The organism is Streptomyces sp. NPDC059989 (assembly GCF_042736975.1).
In the GTDB taxonomy this organism is placed as follows: Bacteria; Actinomycetota; Actinomycetes; order Streptomycetales; family Streptomycetaceae; genus Streptomyces.
The window spans coordinates 1-21,615 of the sequence record NZ_JBHWUO010000016.1 but is presented as its reverse complement, the minus strand read 5'-3'; the positions used below and the strand labels follow the sequence as shown (position 1 = coordinate 21,615).

The 21,615-nt window shown below is 71.1% G+C and carries 16 protein-coding genes and 2 pseudogenes; 8 read left to right on the top strand and 10 right to left on the bottom strand.

All coding sequences use genetic code 11. The annotated features are described in order from the left end of the window. Positions 1 to 85: 85 nt before the first annotated feature. Positions 86 to 1,258: a xylose isomerase gene (xylA, locus tag ACFWBN_RS16500; RefSeq protein ID WP_385177021.1), complete on the top strand. Its 1,173-nt coding sequence runs from the start codon at positions 86 to 88 to the stop codon at positions 1,256 to 1,258. Between the two features lie 78 nt (positions 1,259 to 1,336). On the opposite strand, the gene yicI is transcribed toward xylA, so the two are convergent. The 7 genes and pseudogenes from yicI to ACFWBN_RS16465 form a co-directional block, all read right to left on the bottom strand. Then, positions 1,337 to 3,619: an alpha-xylosidase gene (yicI, locus tag ACFWBN_RS16495; RefSeq protein ID WP_385177019.1), complete on the bottom strand. Its 2,283-nt coding sequence runs from the start codon at positions 3,617 to 3,619 to the stop codon at positions 1,337 to 1,339. Beyond that, positions 3,616 to 5,016 carry a GH1 family beta-glucosidase gene (locus ACFWBN_RS16490; protein ID WP_385177016.1) on the bottom strand — a complete coding sequence of 467 codons (1,401 nt, stop codon included), beginning with the start codon at positions 5,014 to 5,016 and terminating at the stop codon, positions 3,616 to 3,618. The genes yicI and ACFWBN_RS16490 overlap by 4 nt, the downstream gene beginning before the upstream one ends. A gap of 113 nt (positions 5,017 to 5,129) precedes the next feature. Continuing rightward, on the bottom strand, positions 5,130 to 6,113 hold the full coding sequence (locus ACFWBN_RS16485) for an acetylxylan esterase (RefSeq protein ID WP_385177014.1): 984 nt from the start codon (positions 6,111 to 6,113) through the stop codon (positions 5,130 to 5,132). A gap of 136 nt (positions 6,114 to 6,249) precedes the next feature. Continuing rightward, positions 6,250 to 9,100 (bottom strand): annotated as a pseudogene (locus ACFWBN_RS16480) (glycoside hydrolase family 3 C-terminal domain-containing protein). 230 nt (positions 9,101 to 9,330) lie between these two features. Continuing rightward, positions 9,331 to 10,380: an aldose epimerase family protein gene (locus ACFWBN_RS16475; RefSeq protein WP_385177012.1), complete on the bottom strand. Its 1,050-nt coding sequence runs from the start codon at positions 10,378 to 10,380 to the stop codon at positions 9,331 to 9,333. A gap of 112 nt (positions 10,381 to 10,492) precedes the next feature. After that, a pseudogene (locus tag ACFWBN_RS16470) lies at positions 10,493 to 10,965 on the bottom strand (FGGY-family carbohydrate kinase); the annotation flags it as partial. A 300-nt stretch (positions 10,966 to 11,265) separates the two neighbouring features. After that, the gene (locus ACFWBN_RS16465) at positions 11,266 to 12,255 is read right to left on the bottom strand and encodes a LacI family DNA-binding transcriptional regulator (RefSeq protein ID WP_385177312.1); all 990 of its coding nucleotides are present in this window, start codon (positions 12,253 to 12,255) and stop codon (positions 11,266 to 11,268) included. A 441-nt stretch (positions 12,256 to 12,696) separates the two neighbouring features. Between ACFWBN_RS16465 and chvE the strand changes: the two genes are divergently transcribed. From chvE to mmsB, 3 genes are all read left to right on the top strand, one after another. Next, positions 12,697 to 13,791, top strand: coding sequence for a multiple monosaccharide ABC transporter substrate-binding protein (gene chvE, locus ACFWBN_RS16460; RefSeq protein ID WP_385177010.1), 1,095 nt, complete (start codon positions 12,697 to 12,699; stop codon positions 13,789 to 13,791). Positions 13,792 to 13,893: 102 nt separating this feature from the next. Next, positions 13,894 to 15,441 (top strand): multiple monosaccharide ABC transporter ATP-binding protein, encoded by a 1,548-nt coding sequence (gene mmsA, locus ACFWBN_RS16455; RefSeq protein WP_385177008.1) that lies wholly within the window; start codon positions 13,894 to 13,896, stop codon positions 15,439 to 15,441. A 3-nt stretch (positions 15,442 to 15,444) separates the two neighbouring features. After that, entirely contained in the window at positions 15,445 to 16,680 is a 1,236-nt protein-coding gene (mmsB, locus tag ACFWBN_RS16450) for a multiple monosaccharide ABC transporter permease (RefSeq protein WP_385177006.1), read from the top strand. A 72-nt stretch (positions 16,681 to 16,752) separates the two neighbouring features. Here the strand turns inward: mmsB and ACFWBN_RS16445 are convergent, their stop codons facing one another. Continuing rightward, on the bottom strand, positions 16,753 to 17,100 hold the full coding sequence (locus ACFWBN_RS16445; RefSeq protein WP_385177004.1) for a hypothetical protein: 348 nt from the start codon (positions 17,098 to 17,100) through the stop codon (positions 16,753 to 16,755). Beyond that, a complete protein-coding gene (locus ACFWBN_RS16440) occupies positions 17,097 to 17,912 on the bottom strand; it encodes a phytanoyl-CoA dioxygenase family protein (RefSeq protein WP_385177002.1) in 816 nt (271 codons plus the stop codon). Before ACFWBN_RS16440 ends, ACFWBN_RS16445 begins: the two co-directional genes overlap by 4 nt. A gap of 152 nt (positions 17,913 to 18,064) precedes the next feature. Between ACFWBN_RS16440 and ACFWBN_RS16435 the strand changes: the two genes are divergently transcribed. The 4 genes from ACFWBN_RS16435 to ACFWBN_RS16420 all read left to right on the top strand — a co-directional run bounded on the left by ACFWBN_RS16435 (position 18,065) and on the right by ACFWBN_RS16420 (position 21,340). Continuing rightward, positions 18,065 to 18,970 carry a helix-turn-helix transcriptional regulator gene (locus tag ACFWBN_RS16435; RefSeq protein ID WP_385177310.1) on the top strand — a complete coding sequence of 302 codons (906 nt, stop codon included), beginning with the start codon at positions 18,065 to 18,067 and terminating at the stop codon, positions 18,968 to 18,970. 10 nt (positions 18,971 to 18,980) lie between these two features. Then, on the top strand, positions 18,981 to 19,874 hold the full coding sequence (locus tag ACFWBN_RS16430; protein ID WP_385177000.1) for an expansin EXLX1 family cellulose-binding protein: 894 nt from the start codon (positions 18,981 to 18,983) through the stop codon (positions 19,872 to 19,874). Between the two features lie 87 nt (positions 19,875 to 19,961). Continuing rightward, positions 19,962 to 20,537: a SigE family RNA polymerase sigma factor gene (locus ACFWBN_RS16425; protein ID WP_385176998.1), complete on the top strand. Its 576-nt coding sequence runs from the start codon at positions 19,962 to 19,964 to the stop codon at positions 20,535 to 20,537. Beyond that, a complete protein-coding gene (locus ACFWBN_RS16420; protein WP_385176996.1) occupies positions 20,534 to 21,340 on the top strand; it encodes a hypothetical protein in 807 nt (268 codons plus the stop codon). Before ACFWBN_RS16425 ends, ACFWBN_RS16420 begins: the two co-directional genes overlap by 4 nt. A gap of 51 nt (positions 21,341 to 21,391) precedes the next feature. On the opposite strand, the gene ACFWBN_RS16415 is transcribed toward ACFWBN_RS16420, so the two are convergent. Further along, a partial coding sequence (locus tag ACFWBN_RS16415) for a hypothetical protein (RefSeq protein ID WP_385176994.1) occupies positions 21,392 to 21,615 on the bottom strand: 224 nt, incomplete at its 5' end.

Below are 21,615 nucleotides of genomic sequence, written 5' to 3'. Positions count from 1 at the left end.
CCGGTGGGGTTCCTTCTGGCGTCCCGGCATACTAATTTGTTTTTCGCCATTACAAATAGCCCTCGGCCCTGAACCGGAGATCCTCATGACCAGCGACCCGCTCGTCCCCACTCCCGCGCACAGGTTCACCTTCGGCCTGTGGACCGTCGGCTGGCAGGGCCGGGACCCCTTCGGCGACGCCACCCGGCCAGCCCTCGACCCGGTCGAGACCGTGGAGCGGCTGGCCGGGCTCGGCGCCTACGGCGTCACGTTCCACGACGACGACCTGATCCCCTTCGCGGCCGGCGACACGGCACGCGAGCAGGCGGTCAAGCGCTTCCGCACCGCACTCGACACGGTCGGGCTGAAGGTGCCGATGGCCACCACCAACCTCTTCACCCACCCGGTGTTCAAGGACGGCGCCTTCACCGCCAACGACCGGGACGTCCGCCGGTACGCGCTGCGCAAGACGATCCGCAACATCGACCTGGCCGTGGAACTCGGCGCCTCGGTCTACGTCGCCTGGGGCGGCCGCGAGGGCGCGGAGTCGGGCGCGGCCAAGGACGTGCGCACCGCCCTCGACCGGCTGAAGGAGGCCTTCGACCTGCTGGGCGAGTACGTCGAGAGCCAGGGATACGACCTGCGCTTCGCGATCGAACCCAAGCCCAACGAGCCGCGCGGCGACATCCTGCTGCCCACCATCGGCCACGCCCTGGCGTTCATCAACGAGCTGGACCGGCCCGAGCGGGTCGGCCTCAACCCGGAGGTCGGCCACGAGCAGATGGCCGGGCTGAACTTCCCGCACGGCATCGCCCAGGCCCTGTGGCACGGCAAGCTGTTCCACATCGACCTCAACGGCCAGTCCGGCATCAAGTACGACCAGGACCTGCGCTTCGGCGCGGGCGACCTGCGCCAGGCCTTCTGGCTGGTCGACCTGCTGGAGTCGGCCGGCTACGACGGCCCCCGCCACTTCGACTTCAAGCCGCCGCGCACCGAGGACTCCGCCGGTGTCTGGGCCTCGGCGGCCGCCTGCATGCGCAACTACCTGCTCCTGGCGGAGCGTTCCCGCGCCTTCCGGGCCGACCCGGAGGTCCGGGCCGCGCTCGCCGCCTCCCGACTGCCCGAACTCGCCCTCCCCACGGCCGAGGACGGCCTGGCCGGGCTGCTGGCCGACCGGTCCGCCTTCGAGGAGTTCGACGTCGATGCCGCCGCCCGACAGGGCATGGCCTTCGAGCACCTGGACCAGCTCGCCCTCGAACACCTCCTCGGCGCCCGCTGAGCCCGTACGCCCCATGAGCCGGGCCGTGGCATTCCACGGCCCGGCTCCACCACGAGGGGGCCGACGGCTTCGCCCGGCTCAGGCCGGGTAGGCGAGGCCGGCCTCCAGGGTGCCGGCGGGCCAGGCCTGGACGGTACCGGCCGGCCCGTCGAACCGGAGCTGCCAGGGATGCGGGCTGTCGGTGGTCACATGGAGGCGGTCACCCTCGCGGCGCAGTCTGAAGCGGGCCACCTCGCCGGGGCCGTCGGTGCACGGAATCACCACGGTGCGCTCGGCGCCGTCGGCGAAGGCGTGCACCCGCAGCTCCACGCCGTCCGCCCAGGCGGAGACGGGGTGCTGATCGTCGGCGCCGAGCGGGATGACGGAGTCGGGGCGGGCCAGCAGCGGCAGGGTGTGGAAGCCGTGCTGCTCACGGGCCCAGCGGGGACCGGTGATCTGAGCGCCCGTCAGGATGTTCGTCCACGTTCCTTCCGGCACGTAGTACTCGACCGTGCCGTCGTCTGTGAAGACCGGGGCGACGAGGAGGTCGTCGCCGAGCATGTACTGCCGGTCGAGCGCGGCGGCGGCGGGGTCGTCGGGGAATTCCAGCACCATGGCGCGCATGACGGGGATGCCGGTGGCGTGGGCCTGTTGGGCGGCGCGCTGGAGGTAGGGGGCGAGGCGGTGCTTGAGCAGGGTGAACTCCCGGGTGACGTCGACGGCCTCCTCGCCGTAGTCCCACGGGACGCGGTAGGACTTGCTGCCGTGCAGGCGGCTGTGCGAGGAGAGGAGGCCGAACTGCACCCAGCGCTTGAAGACGGTGGGGGTAGGGGTGCCCTCGAAGCCCCCGATGTCGTGGCTCCAGAAGCCGAAGCCGGACAGGCCCAGGGAGAGGCCGCCGCGCAGTGACTCGGCCATGGCGTTGAAGTGGGATTCGCAGTCGCCGCCCCAGTGCACGGGGTACTGCTGGTCGCCGGCGGTGGCGGAGCGGGCGAAGAGCAGCGCCTCGCCCTCGCCGCGCACCTCGCGCAGCAGCTCGAAGACGGCACGGTTGTAGAGGTGGGTGTAGTAGTTGTGCATCCGCTCCGGGTCGGAACCGTCGTGCCAGGCCACGTCGGTGGGGATGCGCTCGCCGAAGTCGGTCTTGAAGCAGTCCACGCCCATCTCCAGCAGGGTGCGCAGCTTCCCGGTGTACCAGTCGCGGGCGGCGGGGTTGGTGAAGTCCACCAGGGCCATGCCGGGCTGCCACAGGTCCCACTGCCACACGCTGCCGTCCGGGCGCCGCGCCAGGTGGCCGTCGCGCATGCCCTCCTCGAACATCGCCGACTTCTGCGCAATGTAGGGGTTGATCCAGGCGCTGATCCGCAGTCCCCGCTCCTTGAGGCGGGTCAGCATGCCGGCCGGGTCGGGGAAGGTGTCCGGGTGCCACTCGAAGTCGCACCACTGGTACTCGCGCATCCAGAAGCAGTCGAGGTGGAAGACGCTCAGCGGGATGCCGCGCCCGGCCATGCCGTCGACGAAGCGGTTGACGGTGGCCTCGTCGTAGTCGGTGGTGAAAGAAGTGGTCAACCACAGGCCGAGCGCCCAGGCCGGGGGCAGGGCGGGGCGGCCGGTGAGCGCGGTGTAGCGCTCCAGGATCTGCTTGGGGGTCGGGCCGTGGACGACGAAGTACTCCAGCGACTGGTCCTCGACGCTGAACTGCACCTGGCCGACCGACTCGGAGCCGACCTCGTAGCTGACCTTGCCGGGGTGGTTGACGAAGACCCCGTACCCCCGGTTGGTCAGGTGGAAGGGGATGTTCTTGTACGCCTGCTCGCTACTGGTGCCGCCGTCGGCCTGCCAGATGTCCACGACCTGCCCGTTCTTGACGAACGGAGTGAACCGCTCCCCCAGCCCGTACACCGACTCGCCGACACCGAGGGAGAGTTGCCCGAGCATGAAGTGCCGGCCGGAGGCGTCGGTGGCGAAGCCGGTGCCGCGCTCGCCCACGGAGGTCAGCGTCCGCCCGCCGGCGGTGAACTCCAGGCGCCACGGCCGGGAGGTGTCCACGCGCAGCGACAGGTCGCCCGCGCTGAGCTCGACCACCGCGCCGTCCCGGTACACCTTCCCCACATCCGGCCCGGCGCCGGGCAGCGCGTACTCCGGCCCCCTCCGCACCGAACCGGCGTGGTGGGTGACGCGGACCCCGATCACGCCCTCGGCCGGCGCCCAGCACTCCACGGTCAGCAACGGACTGTTGAGCGTGTCGCCACGGCCGCGCACGTGCTTCACCGGCGCGTAGAGGGTCATCCGGTGCTCGTCGGCCCGGACGTCCGCGACCTCGGTGGCGTAACGCGTGGTGACGCCCGGGCGCATCAGCCAGTAGCCGTCGGTGAACTTCATCGTGCGGGTTCCTCCGTCCGCGCGCGGTGCGCGGTGATCAGGCCCCGGTACCAGTGGTAGCTGTCCTTGGGCGTTCGGGTCAGGGTGTCGTAGTCGACGTGGACCAGGCCGAAGCGCTGGCTGTACCCCCGCGCCCACTCGAAGTTGTCCAGTAGCGACCAGACGTAGTAGCCGCGCACGTCCACCCCCGCGGAGATGGCGTCGGCGACGGCGGCGAGGTGGTCCGCGAGGTAGTCGATCCGCGCGGTGTCATGGACCCGGCCGTCGGGGCCGACGGTGTCGTCCTCCGCGGAGCCGTTCTCGGTGATCCAGACCGGCGGCAGCCGCGGGTGGCGGGCGTGGAGTTCGCGGAGCAACTCCGTGAGCGCGTCCGGGACGACGGGCCATCCCATGGTGGTGTGCCGGGTCCTGTACCGGTCCAGCTCGGTGACGCCGATGTCCACGGCGGTGCGCACTTCGGGGTCGGCCTCGCGGTGGGGGGCGGCGGCGAACGTCACCGGTCGGTAGAAGTTGACGCCGAGGAAGTCCAGCGGGGCGCCGATCAGCTCCAGATCGCCCGGCAGTCGCCAGGGACCGTCGGCGAGGCCTGCCCAGGTCTCGGCCTCGTGCGCGGGGTAGCGGCCGGCGAGGAGCGGCTCGGTCCAGACCTCGTTGTGGAGGACCTTGGCACGGCGCAGGGCGGCCCGGTCCTCGGGGAGGGCGGAGGCGAGGTGGATGCGGTCGAGGTTGAGGGTGATCCCGACCTCCTGGGCGCCCGCGGCGCGCAGCTCCCGTACCGCGAGGCCGTGGCCGACCAGCAGGTGGTGTGCGGCCGCCAGCGCGCCGCGGCCCTCCTCGGCACCGGGTGCGTGCCGCCCCTCGGCGTAGCCCACGAAGGCGGAGCAGTACGGCTCGTTGAGGGTGATCCAGCGCTCCACCCGGTCCCCGTAGCGCTCGGCCGCGAGGGCCGCGTACTGCGCGAACGCCTCGGCGGTCTCCCTGACGCGCCAGCCGCCGCGGTCCTCCAGGGCTTGGGGCAGATCCCAGTGGTAGAGCGTGACGGCGGGGGCCACTCCGGCGGCCAGCAGCTCGTCGATCAGGCGGTCGTAGAAGTCCAGGCCCTCGGGGTTGACCGGTCCGGTGCCCCGGGGCAGCAAGCGGGACCAGGCGATCGAGAAGCGGTAGCCGTCGACGCCGAGCCCGCGGAGCAGGGCGACGTCCTCGCCGTATAGGTGGTAGTGGTCGCAGGCGGTGTCGCCCGTGGCACCGGCGAGCGTACGGCCGGGGGTGTGGCTGAAGGTGTCCCAGATGGACGGGCCGCGGCCGTCCTCGTCGTGGGCGCCCTCGATCTGGTAGGCGGCGGTCGCGGCACCGAAACGGAACCCGGCGGGCAGTTCCGGGAAGGCCGGGGTGCTCATGGGCAGTACCTCATGGGTCTGTCGGGCTCCTGGCTCTCGTAGGGCAGTGCGTGGGGCGGCCGGGCGCGTGAGCCGCCCTCGCGCGGTCCGCCCGGTCCGGTGTACAGCGCCGGTCAGAGCTCCGGTCCCAGGCCGCGCTCGCGCAGCCAGGCCAGTTGGACGGGCGGGTTGGAGCCGCAGCCGCCGCCGTGGTCGCCGAACGGCCACACGGTCATGGTGCGGTCCTCGCCCGCGTACCGGTTGAAGGCGGCGTAGACCGTGGAAGGCGGGCAGACCGGGTCCATCAGGCCCACGCTGAACAGCGCCGGCGCGGTGGCCCGCCGGGCGAAGTGGACGCCGTCGAAGTGGTCGAGGGTGGCGAAGGCCGGCTCCACGCGGTGGCGGCTGTGCCAGCGCAGGTACTTGGCGATCTCCTGGTACGGACCGTCGCCGCAGATCGCGGCGGCGTGGCGGAAGTGGCACAGGAACGGGACGTCCGGCATCGCCGCCGCCACCCGGTCCCCGGCCAGACCGGCGACGGCGAGCGCCAGACCGCCGCCCTGGCTGGCTCCGGCCACCACGATCCGACGGCCGTCGAGTCCGGGCAGCTCCGCGACCGCGTCCACCGCCCGCACGCAGTCGGTGACCAACCGCCGGTAGTAGTAGGTGTCGGGAGAGTCGATGCCGCGGGTCATGAAGCCCTCGACCCACTGCGTGCCGTCACCCACGCCCCGGTCCGGGGTGTCGTGGCCCTGGCCCCGGCTGTCGACGACGAGTTGGGCGTAGCCCGCGGCGGACCAGAACAGGTGCTCGGTGGGCAGTCCTCGACCGCCGCCGTAGCCCATGTAGGTGACGACGACCGGCAGCGGTGCGGCCGCGTCGCGCGGGCGCAGCAGCCAGGCGGCCACCGGCTCGCCGTTCCAGCCTGGGAAGCGCACGTCGTCCACCTCGACGGTGCTCAGCAGGTGCTGGGCGGTGACCCGTTCCACCTTGATCGCCGCGTCGTGCGACCGGGCTTCGGCAAGGGTCCGCCGCCAGAAGGCGTCGAAATCGGCTGGGTCGGACAACTCTGGTCGGTAGCCGACGAGTTCGTCCGCGTCGAGGTCTGTGAGCGGCATGGGGATTCCTCCGGTCGGAGAGGTGACGAGGTGGCGGAGCTCGGCGGTGGGCCTTGCCCCGCAGGTACGGGCACTGGTGTGGGAGGGGTGGCGGCCCGGCCCCCCGGACGGGCCGCCGGTCTCACGGGTGCGGGCCTCAGTCGGTCCCGCCGGACGCGGTGAAGCTGAAGGCGGCCAGGCGGAAGCCGCCGTGCAGGGTCAGCCGCAGGTCGTGGACGCCGGCCGGCGGAGCGGCGAGCTCGGCCGCGACGGTCGTCCACGTGTAGCGGTTGCCGGTGGCCGGAACGCCGATCTCCGCCAGCAGCCGGTCACCGGCCCGGAGTTCCAGCCGCGCCTCCCCCGAACCCGCGTCCTCGAGGGCGGTCTCGACCTCCACCCGGACCGCCCCGGAGAGATCGACGTCGCGGAAGAGAAGGGTCGCGGGCCGCGCCGGATCGGACTGGGTCACTGCGTCGCCGCTGGTGCGGGTGGCGTCGACGACGGTGGTGGCCGCGTGGTCGTCGAAGTCGACGGTCAGGGTTCGACGTCCGACGACCACGCGGGGTGCGGGGGCCGTCCCGGTCACCGTGAGCCGCGCGGTGAGGACCGGGTGCTCGGCGGAGCGGCCGGCGGTGATCTCGTATCCGCCGGGGTCGACGGTGAAGGCGCCGGTCGATACGTCCCAGTGGGCGAGCCGGTCGGCCGGGAGCGAGAACGTCAGTTCCCGGCTCTCGCCCGGATCCAGGCGGACCTTGCGGAAGTCGGCGAGGCGCCGCCGGGGGGCCTCGTAGCGGGCGTCCGGCGCGCGGACGTAGAGCTGGACCACCTCGCTGCCGGACCGTCGGCCGGTGTTGGCCAGTGTCACCGTGATGTCGACCGAACCGTCCCGGCCGATCGACGGCTGCGACAGGCTCAGGTCGCGGTAGGCGAAGTCGGTGTAGGACAGCCCGTGGCCGAAGGGATAGAGGGGTGCGGTCCGGTGGTACTGGGAGGTCCAGCCGGCCCTTGATGACGTCGTAGTCGAGCGGGTCCGGCAGCGGGTCGTCGCCCCGGTACCAGGTCTGCGGGAGGCGGCCGGCGGGCTCGGCCTCCCCGAGCAGCACCGCGGCCAGCGCGTGGCCCGTCTCCTGCCCGCCGTGGGAGGTCCACACCACGGCGGGCAGGTGCTCGTCGGCCCAGTCGACGGCGTACGGGTAACTGCTCATCACCACCAGTGCCGTCTCGGGGCGGGCGGCCGCGACCGTGCGCAGCAGTGCCTCCTGGGTCTCGGGCAGGTCGAGGCCCGCGCGGTCCTCGGTCTCGCGGCCGTTGATCAGCGGGTGGTTGCCGAGGACGACGACCGCCGCGTCGGCGCTCTCCGCGGCCGCCCGCGCCTCGGCCGCGCCGTCGCGCAGCAGTTCCCGCTGCGAGCGCTCGGCGGCGTCCGGGGTCAGGGCGGTGACGGTCACCCGGCCGTCGGCCGGGTCCACGGCGGCGTAGCGTCCGGTGCGCACGGAGCGCAGCAGCACGGCGCCGTCCCCGGCCGGTTCGAGCCGGAAGGTCTCGTGGATCTCCCAGCTCTTGAGCACCTCCTGGTCGGCCGCCGGCGAGTCGTCGGTCTTGAGGCTCAGGTAGCGGCCGGTGTCGGCGTCGCGCAGCGTCAGTACGCCGCGACCCCAGTCGGCCACGTCGAAGGCGGTCTTGCCCAGCACTTCCCCGGTGGAGCCGGAGCGCAGCGCGATCCGGTCGGCGCCTTCCTCGCGGACCACCTCGCCGCCGTGGAGGCCGAGGGCCTCGGCGAGTCCGGCGGCGACGGTGACCTGGTAGGGCATGGTGCCGCTGTACCAGTCCTCGCACAGCGTGTCGGCGAGTGGGCCGATGACGGCGATCCGCGGTGTCCGCGCCGCGTCGAGCGGCAGCAGGCCGTCGTTCTTGAGCAGCACCACCGACTCGGTCGCGGCGTGCCGCGCCAGGTCGCGGTGCTCGTTGCAGTCGACGACCTCGGGCCCGATGCCGGCATAGGGGTCGAGTTCGGGGTCGAACTCGCCGAGCCGGAACCGGAGTTCCAGCTGCCGCCGGACGGCGCGGTCCACGTCGGCCCCGTCGATCAGGCCGCGCTCCAGAGCCTCGCGCAGTCGGCCGACCGGCGTCGCGCTGTCCTCGCCGTGGTCGGTGAAGCTGTCGATGCCGGCCTTGAGCGCCGCCGCGTGGGACTCGGCGTGGTCGTCGAAGTACTCCTGCAGGTCGACCAGATTGGACGGGGCTTCGGCGTCGCTGACCACGAACAGCTCGTGGCCGGTCGGCTCCGCCCAACGGCGCAGTTCCGCCTCGATGAGCGGGCTCACGTGGCAGGGACGGCCGTTGACGAGGTTGTAGGCGGCCATGGCGCCGGTAGCGGCGCCGGATGCGACGACGGGGCGGAAAGCGGCCAGGTCGTACTCGTGCAGCACACGCGGGCGCAGCCCGGAGGAGGTGGTGCAGCGGTCGTCCTCGTTGTTGTAGGCGAGGAAGTGCTTGAGCACCGGGGCCGCCCGCAGGTAGGTCGGGTGGTCGCCCGACAGGCCCCGGCAGTACGCCTCCCCGAGACGGCCGGTGTGCAGCGGGTCCTCGGAGTAGCCCTCCTCGTTGCGTCCCCAGCGCGGGTCGCGCAGCAGGTTCAGCACGGGCGCCCAGGCCTGGAGGCTGTGGGGGGCGCCGCCGCCGACGGGCGGGCGGTGGTGGTGGTGGAAGGCGCGCAGCTCGTCCGAGACGGCCTCGGCGACCCGGTGCACCAGGTCCTCGTCCCAGGTGGCGCCGAGGCCGACGGCCTGCGGGAAGACGGTCGCCACTCCCATCCAGGAGACCCCGTGCAGGGCCTCGCTCCCGGTACGGAAGGAGCCGACGCCGAGGCGCGGGACGGCCGGTACGCGCTGGTGCAGCATCGCGATCCGCTCGTCGAGCGTGAGCCGTTCGAGCAGGTCGTCGACACGCTTGCGCAGCGGTAGCGCCGGATCGCGGAAAGGAGGCGGACCGGCTGCGGACGCGGACAGGGAACTCACGTGGACGACCCCTCGGCAGGCTGGGCGTTGGCCATTTGTCGAAGCGCTTCGACGCTGACACGAACCGGTGTCACTGTCAACTATCCCTGGTACAACTCGATTTATATTTACTCAGACTCACGTCGAGCCCGAAACACACCGTAGGGCGGCGGGCCAGGAGTTTAAGCGCTTCGATAATCCCGGTGGGGCGATGGCTGCGAGGAGGACGAGGACAGCCGTCCCTACTCGGCCGAGAAGCGGTACACCGTCGTCGAGCGGTACTCCTTCCCCGGGCGCAGGAGGGTCGAGGGGTACTCGGGCCGGTTGGGCGAGTCCGGAAAGCGCTGGGTCTCCAGCGCGATGCCCGCGTACGCGAAGTACGGGCGACCGGAGCGGCCGGTCAGCGAGCCGTCGAAGTGGTTTCCGGTGTAGACCTGTAGCCCCGGCTCCGTCGTCAGGCATTCGACGCGCCGGCCGCTGTCGGGGTGGCTCAGGTCGGCGGCCCGCCTGAGCCCGGTGCCGTCGAGCACCCAGTTGTGGTCGAAGCCATCGCCGGCCCGGCGGATCTGCGGGTGTTCCTCGGTGATGCGGGCGCCGATCGTCCGGGCCTCGCGGAGGTCGAACGGTGTGCCGGTGACGGACTCGGCGGGACCGAGCGGTATCAGTTCCGCGTCGACGGGGGTGTAGCGGCCGGCTTCGACCCGCAGCAGGTGGCCGAGCACCGTCCCACAGCCCTCGCCGGCCAGGTTGAGGTACATGTGGTTGGTGAGGTTGACGACCGTCGGGGCATCCGTGGTCGCCCGGTAGGCAAGGGAGAGTTCGCCGTCGGGGCCGAGCAGGTAGGTGACCTCGGCCGTGAGGGCGCCCGGGAATCCCTGGTCGCCGTCGGGGCTGTCCATGCGCAGACGGACGCCGGCCCGCCTGCCCACGCGGACCGGCGCGCCGTCCCAGATGCGGGTGGCGAAGCCGTCCGGTCCGCCGTGCAGGGTGTGGCCGCCCTGCTGGGTCGCCAGCCGGTGCGTCGTGCCGTTGAGGGGCAGCGTTCCGCCGGCGATTCGATTGGCGTAGCGGCCGACCGTCGCGCCGAAGTAGGCGGCCTCCCCGAACAGATCCGCCGCGCTCTCGCAGCCCAGGACGACGTTGGCACACCGCCCGTCCCGGTCCGGCGTGTGCAGGGCCTGCACACGGGCTCCCAGACTGAGCACCTCCGCCGTCACTCCCTCCGGGGAGCCGAACGTCCAGCGGGTGATGCGCCGCCCGTCCGGGAGCTCTGCGGCAGTCTCCTGGGTCACCGTCACTTCACCATGGGATACGAGTGCGTCTCGCGACACGCAACCACTCCGTTCAACGCGGCAGGAAGGGGGCGACGCCCGCCGCACGGGCAGGCGTCATCATCTCGACGGCTCAGGCCGATGACCGCGTTCGCCGCACCTCGCTCGGGTCGGTGAGGGCCGCGGTCGGGGCGGTGGGCGTGGCCAGGGCGGCGTTGCGGATGCGGCGCAGCCGGTGGAGCGGATGGTCCGCACCGGTGCCGAAGTGTCGTGCAGGGCGCGGCACTCCGCGTACGCGCGTCGCAGGCGTCGGCCCGCCCGGGGTCGGGCTGGTACGCCCCCCGGAGCACCCCGCCCATGGCCGCCGCCGCGGACCGCACATCGGGGTACGCCCCAGCGGCGACGGCGTGGATCGCCGATCCGAGGGCCGGACCCTGCTCCGACTCGGCGAGTGAGCGGGGACGGCGCAGTACGTCGGCATGGATCTGCATCGGCAGGGCGCTTCTTCAGGCCCCTGGTGACGATGAACTCGGTGACGGGGACACCGCCCTGCTCCAGGGCCTCGACGATGACGCGGGTACCGAAGGCGGTGGCCTCCAGCAAGGCGGAGCCCCGTCGCGACGCACGCGGACCACCACGGCACGACCGGAGAGGGTGCCGAAGTCGACGCCGACGACGTACCCGTCCGAGCCCCGGACGGCAGGGATCAAGGTCACTTTCTCATCCTTCGCACCGGAAACCGGCATTGCTTCCAGCCGAGTTGAAGGGGGCGTCCTTCGTGATGCAAAATGTTAGCGTTAACAATCGGCCTGTCAAGGGATCCCCGGTGCCGTCGACCGAGTACGGCCGACGCATCGGAGAGCGTGGGCCGCCGGGGCCGTCAGCCCCGGGTCCGACGGTGCCGGCTCAACGGCGCGCGGCGGGACCCGCGCTGCGGCGCAGCACCATCTCGGGCGAGATCCGCACGTGGGTGCGGGTGTGTTCGCCGCCCTCCAGCTCCTCGACGAGCAGTTCCAGGGCCCGGCGGCCGAGCTCGCCGAAGTCCTGCCGCACCGTGGCCAGGGGCGGGGTGAAGTAGGCGGCCTCGGGAATGTCGTCGAAGCCGACCACACTGATGTCGCCCGGGATCGAGCGGCCGGCCTCGTGCAGGGCGCGCAGCAGGCCGAGCGCCATGTGGTCGTTGGCGCAGAAGACGGCGGTGACGTCGTCCAGCTCGGCGATACGCAAGCCCGCCTGGTAGCCGGCGCGCGCACTCCAGTCGCCGGGCTCCACACGCGGCACGGGTGCTCCGGCCGCCTCCAGCGCGTTGCGCCAGCCCTCCTGGCGGTCCTGGCTCTCCATCCAGCCGGCCGGGCCGGCCAGGTGGTGCACGGTACGGTGGCCCAGATCGAGCAGGTGCCTGGTGGCCGCTTCGGCGCCGGACCGGTTGTCCACCGAGACCATGGGAACCCGCGACTGGCTGCCCGGTCCGACCGCGACGACCGGCACGGAGCTGGAGAGCTTGGCCACCGCGCTGACGGCGGAGATCTGGGGCGCGATCACGACCACGCCTTCCACGCCCTGGTCGCGCAGTCGGTCGACAGCCTCCTGAACCGAGCGGCCGTCCAGCGAGTGCAGACTCGTCACGCTGACGAAGTACCCCGCACTGCGCGCGGCCTGCTCGATGCCGTGCAGCATCGAGGCGGGACCGTACAGGGTCGATTCGAAGCTGACCACGCCGAGGGTCTGCGAGCGGCGGGTGACCAGGGCGCGGGCAGCGGAGTTGGGCCGGTAGTCCAGCTCGCGGATGGCGGCGAGCACCCGTTCCCGGGTGCCTGGCCGCACATGCGGGGCGCCGTTGAGCACACGGGACACCGTCTGGTGGGACACGCCGGCCAATTTCGCCACGTCCGCCATCACGGGGTGGCGCCGGTCATTCCCGGCACTCTCGTTTCCCACTCGCACGTCCCTCCTCGACTCCGGGCTACGGTACGCCACTGACCGCCGACGAAGACCGGGTGAGCACTGACGGACGAGCGCATGCGGCGGGGTACCGCGATCCGGTGGGCAGGGACACCGCGGCCCGCAGCCGGCGGTTCCGAGAGCCGCCCACTGCCCGGCCCGGGGCCCAGAGCAAAGTGGCTGATCGCCTGCGCCGTTGTTAACCCAACGGTGATCCGAACAGACCCTTGACGACACACTTGTGAGCGTTAACACTCAGGTATCGCCAGGCCGGAGCCGCTGCAACCGCGACTTCGCGCAGCGCGAGAAAACGACTCCCGGCCGGCCCCGCTCGACCGCTTCCGGTCGCCCAGCCGGGTCGCACTGTGCCGGTCGCGGAACATCACTGGAGGAACTGTGCGGAAGCTTTCAGCGGGCCTCGTCACCCTGGGTCTCACGCTGTCGCTGGCAGCCTGCGGCCAGAGCGCCAACGGAGCGGGCGACAGCACGACCAAGGCCGATGCCAAGGGCGGCCTCGTCGGCATCGCGATGCCGACCAAGTCGTCGGAGCGCTGGATCAACGACGGCAACAACATGGTCAAGGAGTTCCAGGCCAAGGGTTACAAGACCGACCTGCAGTACGGCGACAACGTCGTGGAGAACCAGGTCGCCCAGGTGGAGAACATGATCACCAAGGGGGCCAAGCTGCTGGTGATCGCCGCCATCGACGGTTCCTCGCTCACCAACGTGCTGCAGAAGGCCGCCGACGCCCACGTTCCCGTCATCTCCTACGACCGGCTGATCCGCGGCACGAAGAACGTCGACTACTACGCGACCTTCGACAACTACAAGGTCGGCGTCCTCCAGGGCAGTTACATCGTCGACAAGCTGGGCCTCAAGGACGGCAAGGGCCCCTTCAACATCGAGCTGTTCGCCGGCTCACCGGACGACAACAACGCCACGTTCTTCTTCAACGGTGCGATGAGCGTCCTGAAGCCGTACGTCGACGAGAAGAAGCTGGTCGTGCAAAGTGGCCAGACCTCCTTCAACCAGGTCGCCACACTGCGCTGGGACGGCGGTCTCGCCCAGTCCCGGATGGACAACCTGCTGAGCAAGTCGTACACCGCCGCCCGCGTCGACGCCGTGCTCTCGCCGTACGACGGCATATCGATCGGCATCATCTCGTCGCTCAAGGGCGTCGGCTACGGCACCGGCCAGTCACTGCCGGTGGTCACGGGCCAGGACGCCGAGCTGGCCTCGGTGAAGTCGATCATCGCGGGCGAGCAGACCCAGACCGTCTACAAGGACACCCGCCAACTGGCCAAGGCCGCGGTCCAGATGGGCGACGCGCTGCTGACCGGCGGCAAGCCCGAGGTCAACGACACCGGCCAGTACGACAACGGTGTCAAGACCGTACCGGCGCAGCTGCTCCAGCCGGTCAGCGTCGACAAGGAGAACTACCAGAAGGCCCTGGTGGAGAGCGGCCAGTACACCGCGGACCAGCTCAAGTAGCCCGCGGGGCCCGACCGACGGGTCCGGCGACGCCGAACCGGCGGTGCGGCGCCCGGGAGACCGCCCGGCACCGCACCGCCCCGACGATACGGATGCACAACCATGGCCCGACCCGTTCTCGAGATGCGGTCGATCAGCAAGACGTTTCCCGGTGTCAAGGCCCTCTCCGAGGTCAACCTGACCGTCGCCGCGGGTGAGGTGCACGCCGTCTGCGGTGAGAACGGCGCCGGCAAGTCCACCCTGATGAAGGTACTCAGCGGGGTACACCCCCATGGGGGCTACCAGGGCGAGATCCACTTCGAAGGCGAGCCCTGCCGGTTCAAGGACATCCGGGCCAGCGAGCAGCGCGGCATCGTGATCATCCACCAGGAACTCGCACTGGTTCCCTACCTGTCCATCGCCGAGAACATCTTCCTCGGCAACGAGCACGCCACCCGTGGCGTCATCAGCTGGCACCGGACGCTGACCCACGCCGCCGCACTGATCCGGCAGGTCGGACTCGACGAGAGCCCGCACACCAGGATCGCCGATCTGGGCGTGGGCAAACAGCAGTTGGTCGAGATCGCCAAGGCGCTCGCCAAGAAGGTCAAACTGCTCATCCTCGACGAGCCGACGGCCGCGCTGAACGACGAGGACAGCCGCAAGCTGCTCGACCTGATCCTCGAACTCAAGGCTCAGGGCATCTCCTGCATCCTCATCTCGCACAAGCTGAACGAGATCGCCCGGGTCGCCGACGCCGTCACCATCCTGCGCGACGGGCGGACCATCGAGACCATCGCGATCGGTTCCGAGGGCATCTCCGAGGAGCGGATCATCCGCGGCATGGTCGGCCGCGACCTGGAACACCGCTACCCCGAGCGCACCCCGGAGATCGGCGAGGTCGCCTTCGAAATCGAGGACTGGAGCGTCCGGCACCCGATCGACCACCGGCGCAACGTGGTCGACGGCGCCTCGCTGCACGTCCGTCGAGGCGAGATCGTCGGCATAGCCGGCCTCATGGGCGCCGGCCGCACCGAACTGGCCATGAGCGTCTTCGGCCGCTCGTACGGACGCTGGACCGGGGGCCGGGTGCGGCTGCACGGCCGGGAGATCCGTACCCGGACGGTACCGGAGGCGATCGGGCACGGCATCGCCTACGTGACCGAGGACCGCAAGCAGCTCGGCCTCAACCTCAGCGACGACATCAGCCGGAACATCTCGCTGAGCGCCCTCGGCAAGGTCGCCCGGCGGGGCTGGGTCAACCGGCACGAGGAGGCTCGGATCGCCGAATCGTTCCGGCGGACCATGAACATCAAGGCCCCCTCGGTGTTCGCGGAGACCGGCAAGCTGAGCGGCGGCAACCAGCAGAAGGTCGTCCTCAGCAAGTGGATCTTCGCCGAGCCGGAGGTGCTGATCCTCGACGAACCCACCCGGGGCATCGACATCGGCGCCAAGGCGGAGATCTACACGGTCATCGCCGAACTCGCCGCCCAGGGCAAGACGGTACTCGTCATCTCCTCCGAACTCCCCGAACTCCTGGGCCTGTGCGACCGGATCTACACCATGGCCGAAGGCCGGATCACCGGTGAGGTCACCCGCGCGGACGCCACCCAGGAATCCCTCATGCGGCTCATGACCATGAGCACGGCATACCCCGACAAGCAGGTGTGAGGCATGGCCCAGACCCAGACCACCCCAGAAACCGCGCCCGGCACACCGGAGACCGGCAAACGTCCGTCGGCCGGTGCCGTACTGGCCCGAGCGCTGCGCGGCAACCTGCGCCAGTACGGGATGCTGGTCGCGCTGGCGCTGATCGTGCTGCTGTTCCAGTTCTGGACGGGCGGCATCCTGCTCCAGCCGCTCAACATCACCAACCTGATCCAGCAGAACGGCTACATCCTCATCCTGGCCATCGGCATGATGATCGTCATCATCGCCGGGCACATCGACCTGTCGGTCGGGTCGCTCGCCGCCTTCGTCGGGGCGGCCGCGGCGGTGATGATGGTCAAACACCATGTGCCGTGGCCCGTGGCGGTGGTGGCCGCGCTGCTGATCGGGGCTCTCGCCGGGGCCTGGCAGGGGTTCTGGATCGCCTATCTCGGGATCCCCTCGTTCATCGTCACGCTGGCCGGCATGCTGCTGTTCCGCGGTGGGACCCAGATCCTCCTGCAGGGCCAGACGGTGGCGCCCTTCCCCAAGGGCTTCCAGAACATCAGCAGCGGCTTCCTCCCCGCGGTCGGCCCCCGGACCGACTACCACAACCTCACCCTCCTGCTGGGCCTCGCTGTGCTGGCCGTCGCGATCCTGCAGGAGGTGCGCGGACGGCGGCGGGCCGCCTCGTACGGACTGGAACCTCTCCCGGCCGGGCTGTTCCTGGTGAAGCTCGGCGCGATCACCGCGGCCGTGGCGGCCTTCACGCTGCTGCTGGCCAGCTACCACGGGGTGCCGATCGTCCTGCTGATCCTCGGCGTCCTGCTGGTCGGCTTCGGATACGTGATGCGCAACTCGATCCTCGGCCGGCACACCTACGCCATCGGCGGCAACGAGGCGGCGGCGAGGCTGTCCGGGGTGAAGAGCAAGCGGGTCGTCTTCCTGGCCTTCGTGAACATGGGCGTCCTCGCGGCCCTGGCCGGGCTGGTCTTCGCCGCGCGGCTCAACGCCGGTACGCCGCAGGCCGGCATCAACTTCGAGTTGGAGGCGATCGCCGCCGCCTTCATCGGCGGCGCCTCCGCGAGCGGCGGTGTGGGCACCGTCCTCGGTGCGATCATCGGCGGTCTCGTGCTGGGCGTGCTGAACAACGGCATGTCGCTGGTCGGCGTGGGGACCGACTACCAGCAGGTGATCAAGGGCCTGGTACTGCTGGCGGCCGTCGGCTTCGACGTCTACAACAAGCGCAAGGTCGGAGCCTGACCCCACCCCACCCCACCCCTCCTCGGATCGGCGGCTTCTCCCCCGCGCCCGAGGAGGGGTGCCCCGCCCCGCCTATCGGGAGCCCTCCTCCTGCGGATCCGCTCGCGCGTCGACCATCCGCTCGAAGAAGAACTCGTGCTTGAGGAAGGAGACGTCGTACTCATGACCCGGGTACGGCGGGATCAGCTGAGCGGCCTGGATCAGCCGCCAGCCCGCCCGGAGCGCCGCCACCCCCGACTCGTACGGCGGCTCGTCGCTGTCGCCCGTGGTGGGCGAGGTGCGGCCCGTGCCGTCGTACAGGGACCAGCCCACCACATGGGAGTCCAGCGCCGAGGAGGCCGCATACAGCACCAGCACCTGCTGCCGCAGCACCGGCGCGGCACCTTGCGCCCGCTCGGCGAGGATCGCTTCGGTCGTCATGCCCGTGCCTCCTCGGGGCGATTGGAAACCCTGGTCACCCAGTGGTCGAGGTCGAAGTCGGCGTCGCCGGTCAGCACCCGCCACAGCAGGATGCGGTTGTACCGCTCCAGCCGGCCGGTCGCCATCTCGTACCACGGGAACATCACGTCCAGCTCCGCGGCCACCTGCGGGTCGTCGAGGTCCGAGGTGTTCCACAAGCGCTGTTGACGCACCCTGGGATTGAAGCGGATCTTGAACATGTAGCGCATCGCGTCGCTGTCGTTGCGCCGGCCCGCATGCCAGAGCCCGTGGTGCAGAAACACCACCGTTCCGGCCGGGCAGACCAGCCGGTCCTGGCCGCGCAGGTTCTGGTAGCGGCCGGTGTCGGACTCGTTGATCCGCCGGAGGTGGCTGCCCGGCACGCTGAGCGTTCCGCCCATCTCCAGCGTCACCGCCTGCGGAAAGTACATCAGCTGCACGTCGAAGGCGTCCGGCCGGACGTCGATGATGGCGTCCCCGTGCAGCGGCTGCGCGTCGCCGCCGTGCGGCTCGCGGGTGTGCACGAAGTGGTGGTCCACCCACGGCTCCGGGCCCACGAGGCTGTGCAGGGACCCCGCCACCTGCGGAAGCTCCAGCAGCCTGCGGACGAAGGACCCTTCCGCATAGGCCTCGGACAGCGGCGTCCCGTACCGCACCGGTGGCACCCCGCCGGCCAGTACCGCCAGGCCCTCGGCGTTCATCTCCGCCGGGACCACCCCGTCCAGCCGCAGCGAACCGCGCGCCACGAACCGCGCCATCTGCACAGAATCGAGCAGTTCTTGCCTGTTCTCCATGGCGGCCACGCTAAATCCGGGTGCCGCGCCCCGCGTGGGCCACGTTCACCCTCCACTGGTCGATTCTCACCACGGTGCCCGGCACGTGGTTCGGAGGTCGAGACGTGCGACCCCGGTGCCGGCTCGCGGACACCGTGGTAGAACACGTGACCATGCACACGGCCCTCGCCCATCTTGACGAGCCTCCGGATCTCGCCGCCGTCGGCATCGGCGTGCACGGGCCTGCCGGTCACGTGGACGTGTTCTCACTGCCGCACCTGTGGCAGCTCCATCTGTACGACTACGAGGCCGACTTGACGGTGGACGGCACGGAGCACGCGATCCGCCCCGGCTGGGTCAGCCTCGTACCGCCGGGCACCGAGGTCCGCTATCGCTACCGGGGCCGCTCCCCACACCTCTACGTCCACCTCCGCCTGGGCTCCGGCGGAACCCCCCGCAGCATTCCGATGGTCCAGCACGCCGGTCCCGATCTCGCCCTGCTCACCGTCCAGTTGCAGCAGGCACTGACCGCTTGGCCGAACACCCCGGCACGGGCCGCGGCCGAGGTGTGGGCCGCCCTGTGGCGGGTCTCCCAGCTCGCCCCTCCGAGGGAGCGGAATCCGAGGGAGCGGAACACGCAGGCCGTTCATCCGGCGGTCGCGGCCGCCGTGGCCCTCATCGAGGCGCGGCTGGGGCAACCTCTGACGGTGCCGGAGATCGCGGCGGCAGCCGGGGTCTCCCACAACCACCTGACGCGCCTCTTCCGCGCCGCTACGGGAGAGACGGTCGTCGGCTACATCCGTGCCCGGCGCATGGAACGGGCGCGCCACTTCCTGCAGGCCACCACGCTCTCCGTCCCCGCCGTCGCCGCATCGGTCGGCATTCCCGACCTGCAGGCGTTCAACAAGGCCTGTCGCCGCGCACTCGGAGCGTCTCCGCGCGGCATCCGTGCCGCCGGGGCGGGAACCGGCGGCAACCTTTTCGCATCCTGCGGCGACCAAGCAGTGCACCTCGACTCGAATCTTCGAACGGACGGACATGCACACTGCACGGCAGACCGCGCGGCAGCGCAGGCGTAGGCACAGGCTGATGAGGGGAACGGCGGTGATGCTGACCGCCGCGGGCGTCCTCGTCTGCCTGGTGACGGCCATGCTCCCCGGCTCCAAGGCCGAGGTCGGGGCGGACGTGGCGGCCCCCGCCGCCACCCGGGTGGGAACCACCTCCTCGGCTCCGGCGAGCCCCGCGCCCCCGACGGAGGGCTCGCATGCCGCGGAGACCCCGACCCCGGCCGCCAGTACGACCACCGCGGCGCCACAGCCCTCGGCGAAGACAACCCCTCGGGCGGCATCCACCACGACGGCACCGTCGCCGGGGCGCATCCAGCCCGGGACCACCTACAAGGGCGTCGCCACCGCCTACGCCGCCGGCGACGGCAACGGCGCCTGCCTGTTCGGCCCGAGCGACGACCTCATGGTCGCGGCGATGAACACCACCGACTACGAGTCGTCCAGGGCGTGCGGCGCGTACGTCCGCGTCCGCGCCGCGAACGGCGCCTCGATCACGGTCCGGATCACCAACGAATGCCCACTGCCCTGCGCGCCCGGACAACTGGACCTCAGCGAGCAGGCCTTCGCGAAACTGGCCGATCTCAAGGTCGGCCGCATCCCGATCACCTGGAATCTGCTGAGCCCCCAGACGCCCAGCACGATCTCCATCCGGTACAAGACCGGGTCCAGCCCCCACTGGTGCGGCATCCAGGTGATCGACCACCGGAATCCGGTCGCACGGCTGGAGGTACGCACCACCAAGGGCTGGCAGAGACTGCCCCGTACCGACTACAACCACTTCCTCTCCGCCGACGGCAGCGGGTGCGGCGGCGCGATGAGGATCACCGACATCTACGGAGAGCAGCTGACGGTCGACGGGACCGCGCTGCTGCCGAACGTCGCACAACCGGCCCGCGTCCAGTTCGCCCCGCACTGAAACCACACCGCGGCCGATGGCGGATCCGGGGGGCGGCCGCACTGGAGCGCCCTGGGTCGTACCGGGCGCTGATACGCTGCCGCCCGGATGTTAACGCACACATTTGCGGAAGGGGCGACCGACAGCGTGGTCCTCGATGACGCGTCCGCGGAGTTCCACGACTTCTTCGAACGCCACTACGCCGAACTCGCCCGGTTCGCCCATCTCATGACGGGCGAGGCGGACGGTGCCGACGATCTGGCCGCGGACGCCCTGATCGCACTGTGGCAGCGCTGGGACCGGCTGCGCCGGGCCGAGCACCCACTCGCCTACGCCCGAGGCGTGGTCGCCAACCTGGCGCGGTCACGGATCCGCAGCGCGGTTCGCGAGCGCCGCCGGATCGCCCTGTTCTGGTCCCGCGACGCTGCGGAGCCGTTGGACGGTCCGGACGTGGCCGCCGTGGTGGACGTGCGTACCGCTCTCGCCCGGTTGCCGTTCCGGAAGCGGGCGTGCGTGGTCCTGCGGCACGCCTTCGACCTGTCGGAGAAGGACACCGCTCTGGCGCTCGGAATATCGGTCGGTACGGTGAAGAGCCAGACCTCGAAGGGGATGGCCGAACTGGAACGGACGCTGGGTGGCACGGGAGCGGCCGGGGAACTGTTGGCGGGGAGGAGGAACCGTTGAACGAGGATCTCACCGGGCGGCTGCGCGCGGCCGCCGAAGCTCACCAGCCCGACCGCGCCCGGATCCTGGCACGCGTGGAACGCGGCATGTCCGGCGCACCCACCGGCCCACGCGAGTCGTCCGGCGCGAGGCCGTGGCCCAAGGTCGCGCTCGCAACCCTCGCCGCGACCGGCATTCTGGCGGTCGGTGGTTTCGCCGTCGCCGCCATCGTCCAGTCCCCGCCGGCCCGGCCGGACATCCCGGCCACGCCCGCAGCGCCGTCCGCACCGTCCGCGCCCGGGACTCCCCGCTCGACGCCGTCGGCGCCCACCACCGGCGGCCCGACCGCGCCGGACCGCTCGTCCTCGACGAGCCCCGGCCCTGCGGCGTCGGGCGGCGCGGGCTCGGCCCGGCCCGGCGGCGCGCGCGTCCAGGACGGGCCCCTGTCGTCGGCCGGCTCCTTGGACGCGGGCAGCAACACCTACTGGGCGCAGAGCAACATCACCCTCAAGACCACCCAGCCGCTCACCGCACTCACCATGGAACTGCGCATCACGCAGACCGGCGGAGTGCAGAGCACCGGCAGCTGGCGGACGCTGCCCGCCGACGACTTCACCGTCACCGTGCAGCAGGATGCCGGAGCGGTGGTCTACCGCTGGGTCCTCAAACCGGGCCGTACGGTCCCGGCCGGACAGCACGTCTTCGCCGGTCAGTACAACCACGCCGCCGGCGAACGCGAGGCCGGGCACGACGGCTACCGCGTCGACGCCAACGGTCCCCGCGGCGCCCTCTCGGTCTGGGGCGGCTTCACCCCGACACGATGAGGCCCGTGGGCGGAGCGGCGCGGACCGCCGCCCGCCCACGGGCCAGGACGATCAGGAAGGGTCGCCGTACTGCAGACCGCGTCCGTTGGTGCCGATGTAGACGCGACCGTAGGTGTCGGGGTCGCCGGTGACGATGCCCATGCTTGCGAAGTTGCCCCACTGGTGGGCGTCGTCGTTGATGCGGAGCCAGGTGGCGCCCTTGTCGGTGGACCGGAAGACTCCGGTGACGTCCTTGACGGTACCGATCAGGTAAAGGGCCTGGTAGGAGGCGCCGG

Bases quoted from the DNA above. Each gene is read 5' to 3' on its own strand.
- xylA (WP_385177021.1), top strand. From the start codon at position 86: ATGACCAGCGACCCGCTCGTCCCCACTCCCGCGCACAGGTTCACCTTC.
- yicI (WP_385177019.1), bottom strand. From the start codon at position 3,619: ATGAAGTTCACCGACGGCTACTGGCTGATGCGCCCGGGCGTCACCACG.
- ACFWBN_RS16490 (WP_385177016.1), bottom strand. From the start codon at position 5,016: ATGAGCACCCCGGCCTTCCCGGAACTGCCCGCCGGGTTCCGTTTCGGT.
- ACFWBN_RS16485 (WP_385177014.1), bottom strand. From the start codon at position 6,113: ATGCCGCTCACAGACCTCGACGCGGACGAACTCGTCGGCTACCGACCA.
- ACFWBN_RS16465 (WP_385177312.1), bottom strand. From the start codon at position 12,255: ATGGCGGACGTGGCGAAATTGGCCGGCGTGTCCCACCAGACGGTGTCC.
- mmsA (WP_385177008.1), top strand. From the start codon at position 13,894: ATGGCCCGACCCGTTCTCGAGATGCGGTCGATCAGCAAGACGTTTCCC.
- mmsB (WP_385177006.1), top strand. From the start codon at position 15,445: ATGGCCCAGACCCAGACCACCCCAGAAACCGCGCCCGGCACACCGGAG.
- ACFWBN_RS16445 (WP_385177004.1), bottom strand. From the start codon at position 17,100: ATGACGACCGAAGCGATCCTCGCCGAGCGGGCGCAAGGTGCCGCGCCG.
- ACFWBN_RS16440 (WP_385177002.1), bottom strand. From the start codon at position 17,912: ATGGAGAACAGGCAAGAACTGCTCGATTCTGTGCAGATGGCGCGGTTC.
- ACFWBN_RS16435 (WP_385177310.1), top strand. From the start codon at position 18,065: ATGCACACGGCCCTCGCCCATCTTGACGAGCCTCCGGATCTCGCCGCC.
- ACFWBN_RS16430 (WP_385177000.1), top strand. From the start codon at position 18,981: ATGAGGGGAACGGCGGTGATGCTGACCGCCGCGGGCGTCCTCGTCTGC.
- ACFWBN_RS16425 (WP_385176998.1), top strand. From the start codon at position 19,962: ATGTTAACGCACACATTTGCGGAAGGGGCGACCGACAGCGTGGTCCTC.